Below are 6,606 nucleotides of genomic sequence, written 5' to 3'. Positions count from 1 at the left end.
CCAGCGAGCACTCCCCCGACCGCAGCGACTGCGCCGCCAGGTGAATCGCCACCAGCGACGACGAACAGGCCGTGTCCACCGTCACCGCGGGCCCCTCCAACCCCAGCGTGTACGCCACCCGGCCGGAAACCACGCTGCCCGCCCCACCGATCCCGCGGTAGCCCTCCACGCCGTCGGGGGCGTCGATCACGCCGGCGCCGTAGTCGTGGAACATCAGCCCGGCGAACACGCCCGTACGGCTGCCGTGCAGTGACGCGGCCGGAATCCCGGCGCGCTCGACCGTCTCCCAGGCCACCTCCAGCAGCAACCGCTGCTGCGGGTCCATGGCCAGCGCCTCGCGCGGGCTGATACCGAACAGTTCGGCGTCGAAGTCCCCGGCTCCGGCGAGGAACCCGCCTTCCCGGACGTAGCTCTTGCCGGCACGGTCCGGGTCCTCGTCGTAGAGGGATTCCAGATTCCAGCCGCGGTCGGCGGGGAACCCGGAGATCGCATCGGTGCCTTCGCTCACCAGGCGCCACAGGTCGGCGGGCGAGGTGACACCACCCGGCAGACGACAGCCCATGGCGACGATCGCGATCGGCTCGGCGGGCATGGCCTGCCTGCCCTCCGGTTCGGCGGGCGTGGCGGCTGCGGTACGTCCGGGCAGCAGCGTGCCCGCCAGGAACGTGGCGACCGCTCGGGCGGTGGGGTGGTCGAAGGCGAGGGTGGCGGGTAGCCGCAGACCGGTGGCGGCGGTCAGGGCGTTGCGCAGTTCGACTGCCATCCGGGAGTCGTAGCCCAGGTCGGTGAAGCTGCGGTCGGCACCGATCCGGCCGGGTTCGGTGGCGCCGAGCACGGTCGCCACGCCGCCGCGGACCAGGTCGAGCAGGATCCGGTCCTGCTCGCGCTGGCTGCGGCCGTCCAGCCGGGAGCGCAGCTCGGCCAGCGCGACGGTGTCCGGGGCCGACGTGGGGCGGCTGATCAGATCGCGCAGTTGGGCGGCCGGCACGGCGGTCACGGCCTGCGGGGAGTCGGTGGACAGCGCGACCACGTGCGGTTCCACGGCGCTGAGGGCAACGTCGAGGCAGGCGAGCAGGTCGCGCTCGGTCACCGGGCCGGCGGCCAGCGAGACCGCGGTGCGACCGACGGCCCGGTGGGCGCGTACCCGTGCCTCGGCGGCGAGGTCGTCGCCGGACCCGAGCTGCGCGCAGGCCAGGCGGAGATCGACCGACAGGTCGCCGGGCAGCACCGGGCCGGTCTCGGCCACCAGCCGGGTGCCGGCCGGGGACTCGGCGAGGATCCGGGCGACCTGCTCGGGGTTGGCCAGGACCGGCTCGGCGCCGGCCGCCGCCAGTTCGGCGACGGTCTCCGGACCGGCGTCGGTCAACACCAGACGGCGTACGCCGTAGACCGTGACCAGGTGCCGGGCGACGAGCCGGCCCAACTCCCGGTCGGCGCCGGTGACCGCGGCGATGGTGTCCGCGCCGAGCGGGAACGGTGTCGTGGTGGTGGCCTCCATCCGGCCGAGCCGGGGCGCCCAGCCGCCGTCGGCGCGCAGGATCAGGTGCGGCTCGTCCCGGGTGAGCAGAGCCGGCAGGTCGGCCCAGCGCGGCGTGTCGCCGTCCACCTCGACCAGCACGGCGGTGTCCCGGTCGGCGCGGTCCACTCCGGAGCCGGCCGGCGCGATCAGGACCAGCTGTGCCCGCCTGGTGTTGGCGGCCCGCCAGCGGGCGAGCACGTCGGCCACCCAGGCGTGGGGGTCGCCACCCGGGTAGGCGATGAAGACGTGCGAGGTGTCAGCCGGGAGACCGGTCAGGCTGGGCTGATCCGGAACGGCTGTCAGCCCTTCGGGCCGCGCTCCGACGACGACCAAGTCCGGCTTGGCCGCATCCGTGGTCGCGGGCAGCCGGGTCCACCGCCTGGCCAGCAGGGTTGGCAGCTGACCGCGTACGGCGAGAAGTTTGGCCGGGTGGTCGGCGAGCGCGTGGCGCCGCACCTTGCGCGACCCGGTGCGCGGGATCGCGTCGACCCGGTAGAGGCGCTCGGGGATCTTGTACGCGGAGAGCACCCGCTCGCACCGCGCGAAGATCTCGGCCGGATCCACCGGGCCGTCGGTGACCAGGTATGCGACCGGTACCTCGCCGAGCACTTCGTGTGGCACGGCGGCGACCGCCACGTCCGTGACGCCGGACGCGCCGCGGATCGTCTCCTCGACCTCGGTCGGATGGATGTTCTCGCCGCCGCGGATGATGATGTCCTTGCGCCGGCCGCTGATCGTGAGGTTGCCCGCCGCGTCGGCCCAGGCCAGGTCGCCGGTGCGGTACCAGCCGTCGCGGATCGCCGCCTCGGTCGCCGCGGGCTGGCCGTGGTAGCCGACCATCAGGTTCGGGCCGCTGACCCAGACCTCGCCCTCGGTGCCGACCGGTACGTCCCGGCCGCTGTCCGGCTCGACGATGCGTACGGACAGGCCTGGCACCGGCCGCCCGCAGGAGCCGTCCGGCGCCCCGGCGGCGGGCACGCTCATCGTGATCGCACCGCAGGTTTCGGTGCTGCCGTAGCTGTCCAGCAGCGCGATGCCGAACGTGCGGCCGAACGTGGCGCGCAACGCGGCCGGGGTGACCGCCCCGGTGACCAGGCAGGCCCGTAGTTCGGGCAGGCGGGCCCCGGTGTCGGCGGCGCGCAGCAGGTAGTGGAACATGGCCGGCACGCCCGGCAGAATGGTGTAGGTCCCCGCGCTGAGCAGGTCGAAGACGTCCTCGGCGGCGAACCGGGACATGATCCGCGCGGTGGCGCCGACCGCGAGCACGCCGTGCATGCAGAGCACGTGGGCAAGGCTGTGGAACAGCGGTAGCGGCCACAGCAGCCGGTCCTGCTCGTCGAGGCCGAGGATCGGCACGTAGCAGTTGGCGACGGACCACAGGCAGGCCCGCTGGGTGGACAGCACCCCCTTGGGGCGGCCGGTGCTGCCGGAGGTGTAGAGCATCCACGCGACCTCGTCCAGGCCGAGGTCGTCGGGGGCGGGCACGGCCGGTTCGATCCGGACCAGCGCCTCGAACGAGCCGGGTGCGGTGCCGTCGTCCACCACCGTGCGAACCCCGGGGGCGGCGACCCGCCGGACGCGGTCGAGCCGGGCCCGATCGGTGATCACCACCTTGGCTCCGCTGTCGGTGAGCAGGTGGGCGAGCTCGGCCTCGGTGGCGTCCGGATCGACCGGTACCGCCACCGCGGCCGCGCGGGCGGACGCGTAGTAGCTCTCCAGTACGGCGATGCCGTTGGGCAGGAAGATCGCCACCCGCTCCCCGCGGCCGAGGCCGTCGGCGACGAGGTGGCCGGCGAGCCGCCGGGTACGCAGGTCCAGTCCGCGGTACGTGACCGCGCGCCTGTCGTCCTCGAAGGCGACCTTGTCGGCGAACCGTTCGGCGTGGTCGCGGAGCAGCTCCGAGATCGGGCGGACGACCTCTCCCATGGATCCCCCTCGTGTCGGCGGGCGCGCCGTTCAGCGGCGGATGGTGGCGGTGTTCAGCAAGACGGTCACGTCGCCGGACGTGTAGTTGGCGGTGGCGAGATCGCGCCGGCCGTCGTGGTCGAGATCGATCGCGACGATCTCCGAAGGGTGCTGGGCTGCCGCGGGCAGGCTGATGGCCGCCGCGAAGCCGCCGCCGCCGTCGCCGGTGAGCACGCTGATCGTGCTGGTGTGCACGTCGGCGGTGGCCAGGTCGAGTTTGCGGTCGCCGTCGACGTCCACCGCCACGACGTCGGCCGGGCCGGCTCCGGTGGCGAAGGTCCGGGTGTTCGGGTAATCGCCGAGGCCGTTGCCGAACAGCACGATCACCGCGTTGCCGAGGTAGTCGGAGGCGATCAGGTCGGGCTTCCGGTCGCGGTCGACGTCGGCGACGGCGATGCCGACCGGCCCGGTGCCGGCCGGGAAGCTGCGGGGAGCGGCGAAGCCCCCGGCCCGGTCGGCCAGCAGCACGCTTACCCTGCCGGTGGCGACGCTGGTCACCGCCAGGTCGGGGCGGGCATCGTCGTTGAGGTCGGCGATCGTGACATCGGTCGGGTCGGTGCCGGCCGGGAAGGTGCGGGGCGCGGCGAGCCCGCCATTGCCGTCGCCGGCGAGGACGCCGACCGAGTCGTGGTCGGTGACCACCACGTCGCGCTTGCCGTCGCCGGTGACGTCGCCCACGGCGAGGTCGCCGGAGCGGGCGCCGGCCGGGTGGCTCACCGGCGCGGCCAGGGCACCGCCGCCCTTGCCGAGCAGCACGGCGACCGTGTTGTCGATCAGGTTGGCGACCACGACGTCCGGAATGCGGTCACGGTCGAGGTCGGCGACGGCGACGTCGGCCGGTCCGGCGCCGACCGCGATGGGCGGGGTCGCGGTGAGCCGGCCGGTGCCGTCGCCGCGCAGGACGCTGAGGGTGCCGGCGTCGAAGTTGGGGGTCAACAGATCCCGGTGGCGGTCACCGTCGAGATCGGCGGCGACGATGGAGGTGGCGCCCGGTCCGGCGGCGGTGATCACCGCGGGCGCGAAGCTCGCTCCGGCCGCGTGGGCCGCCGCCGGCAGCGCGGTCAAGCCGACCGCGGCACCGCCGATGGCGAGCGCCGCCGCTCGGACGCACCGCCGTACGCCCTGGATGTCCCCGTGCTCGCGCATCTCTCTCCTCACTGGATGTTGCCTCTGCAGTGACGGTAGGTGCGCCTGACCGCGCCCCGGGACCCCTTAGCCCCCCCTACCAGCGCGGCCGACGCTTCTCCGCGAAGGCGCGCGGACCCTCGATCCACTCGTCGCCGGCAAGGCGGCGTTCCTCCCACTCGAAGCGGGTGGCGAAGGCCTGTTGCAGCGGCATGGTGACGGAGGCGGTGGCGGCCTCCTTGATCGCCCGGACCGCGAGCGGCGAGCAGCTCAGCACGTCACGGACCCAGCCGTCGACGCAGGCGTCCAGACCGGCGGCCGGGACGACCTCGTTGACGAGCCCGTAGCGCAGCGCGTCGGCTGCGCTCATCCGTCGCCCGGTGAGCAGGTGCCCGAGGGCGATACGAAACGGTGCCTGCCGGGCCAGGCGGAACACGCCGCCCGCACCGGGCACCAGGCCCAGCCGGGCCTCCGGCAGGCCGAACTCGGCGTGTTCGGCGGCGATCACGAGGTCGCAGGCCAGGGCGAGCTCGAAGCCGCCGCCGAGGGCGTACCCGTTGACCCGGGCGATCAGCGGCTTGCTGAACCGGAACCGTTCGGTCAGTCGGGGCCAGCCGGGCTGGCCCCGACTGCCGAAGGTGGTCGGTGGGGTGCCGGCGCGGTTGCGGACGGCCAGTTCCTTGAGGTCCTGGCCCACTGAGAAGGACCGGTCACCGGCGCCGGTGAGGACGACCACCCGGACCTCGTCGTCGCGCTCCACCTCGTCCCAGATCCGGCCGAGTTCGGCGTGCGTGGCCCGGTCCATGGCGTTGAGTACCGCGGGCCGGTCGATGGTGACGCGGGCGACCCCGCCGTGCAGCTCGTAGCGGACCCGCGCGTCGTCGGACACAGGCGCCTCCGGTCTCAGAACGGATAGGGTGGCGGGCTGTCGCGTACGGTGAGCCACTGCCATTGCGTGAACTCGTCCCAGCTGTGGGTGGCGCCGTACCGGGCACCGTTGCCGGACGCGCCGCGGCCACCGAACGGCACGTACGCGTCGTCGTAGACGGTCTGGTCGTTGACGTGCACGATGCCGGTGCGCAGCCGGTCGGCGAGGGCGGCGCCCCGGGCGGGTGAGCCGCTGTGCACGGCGGCAACCAGCCCGTACGCGGTGTCGTTGGCGACCGCGACCGCCTCGGCGTCGTCGCGCACCACGACGACCGGTGCCACCGGGCCGAAGATCTCCTCGGTGAACGCCGGCATGCTGGCGGTCACCCCGGCGAGCACGGTGGGCCGGTAGAACAGCCCGTCGTGGGTGCCCCCGGCGCGCACGGTGGCGCCGGCCCGGATCGATTCGCCGACGATTCGTCGTACCCGGTCCAGCTGCCCCTGGTTCACCAGCGGGCCGAGGTCGACGTCGCCACCGGCGGGGTCGCCGACGCGCAGCTTGTCGGCGCGCCGGGCGAGCCGGTCCAGGTACTCGTCGGCGACCGACTCCACGACGATGTGCCGGCCGGCGGCCATGCAGATTTGGCCCTGGTGGAAGAAGGCGCCGAACGCGCCGGCGGAGGCGGCGGCGTCGAGGTCGGCGTCGTCCAGCACGATCAGGGCGTTGTTGCCGCCGAGTTCGAGGGCGGCGCGCTTGAGTGCGCGGCCGGTCCGCTCACCGATGCTCCGGCCGACCGCCGTGGAGCCGGTGAACGCAATCATGGCCACGTCGGGGTCATCGACCAGGGCGGTGCCCTCGTCCGCGTCGCCGGGAAGCACGTGCAGGACCCCGTCGGGCAGGCCGGCCAGTTCCAGCAGTCGGGCGATGAGCAGGCCGCCGCTGACCGGGGTGTCGACGTCGGGCTTGAGCACCACGGTGTTGCCGAGCGCGAGCGCCGGCGCCACCGCCCGCATGGCCAGGATCAGCGGGAAGTTCCACGGCGTGATGACGCCGACGACGCCGAGCGGGATGCGGCGGGCGATGCTGCGGGCGCCGGCGGGGGTGGCGAGCAGTTCCCCGTAGGGTTGGG

The 6,606-nt window shown here is 74.0% G+C and carries 4 protein-coding genes; all 4 read right to left on the bottom strand.

What is annotated here, in order from left to right; all coding sequences use genetic code 11:
• A partial coding sequence (locus tag E1258_RS28565; RefSeq protein WP_165949924.1) for an AMP-binding protein occupies window positions 1–3,445 on the bottom strand: 3,445 nt, incomplete at its 3' end.
• 30 nt (window positions 3,446–3,475) lie between these two features.
• Window positions 3,476–4,630: a VCBS repeat-containing protein gene (locus E1258_RS28560; RefSeq protein ID WP_132406590.1), complete on the bottom strand. Its 1,155-nt coding sequence runs from the start codon at window positions 4,628–4,630 to the stop codon at window positions 3,476–3,478.
• 76 nt (window positions 4,631–4,706) lie between these two features.
• Window positions 4,707–5,498 carry an enoyl-CoA-hydratase DpgD gene (gene dpgD, locus E1258_RS28555; RefSeq protein WP_207919785.1) on the bottom strand — a complete coding sequence of 264 codons (792 nt, stop codon included), beginning with the start codon at window positions 5,496–5,498 and terminating at the stop codon, window positions 4,707–4,709.
• A gap of 14 nt (window positions 5,499–5,512) precedes the next feature.
• Window positions 5,513–6,606 (bottom strand): aldehyde dehydrogenase family protein (locus E1258_RS28550; protein WP_132406586.1); only part of this gene is annotated, 1,094 nt, incomplete at its 5' end.

Origin of the sequence: Micromonospora sp. KC207 (genome assembly GCF_004348615.1) — a bacterium.
In the GTDB taxonomy this organism is placed as follows: domain Bacteria; phylum Actinomycetota; class Actinomycetes; order Mycobacteriales; family Micromonosporaceae; genus Micromonospora.
Note: the sequence above shows the minus strand (reverse complement) of the source record. Positions and strands in the feature narration are given on the sequence as shown.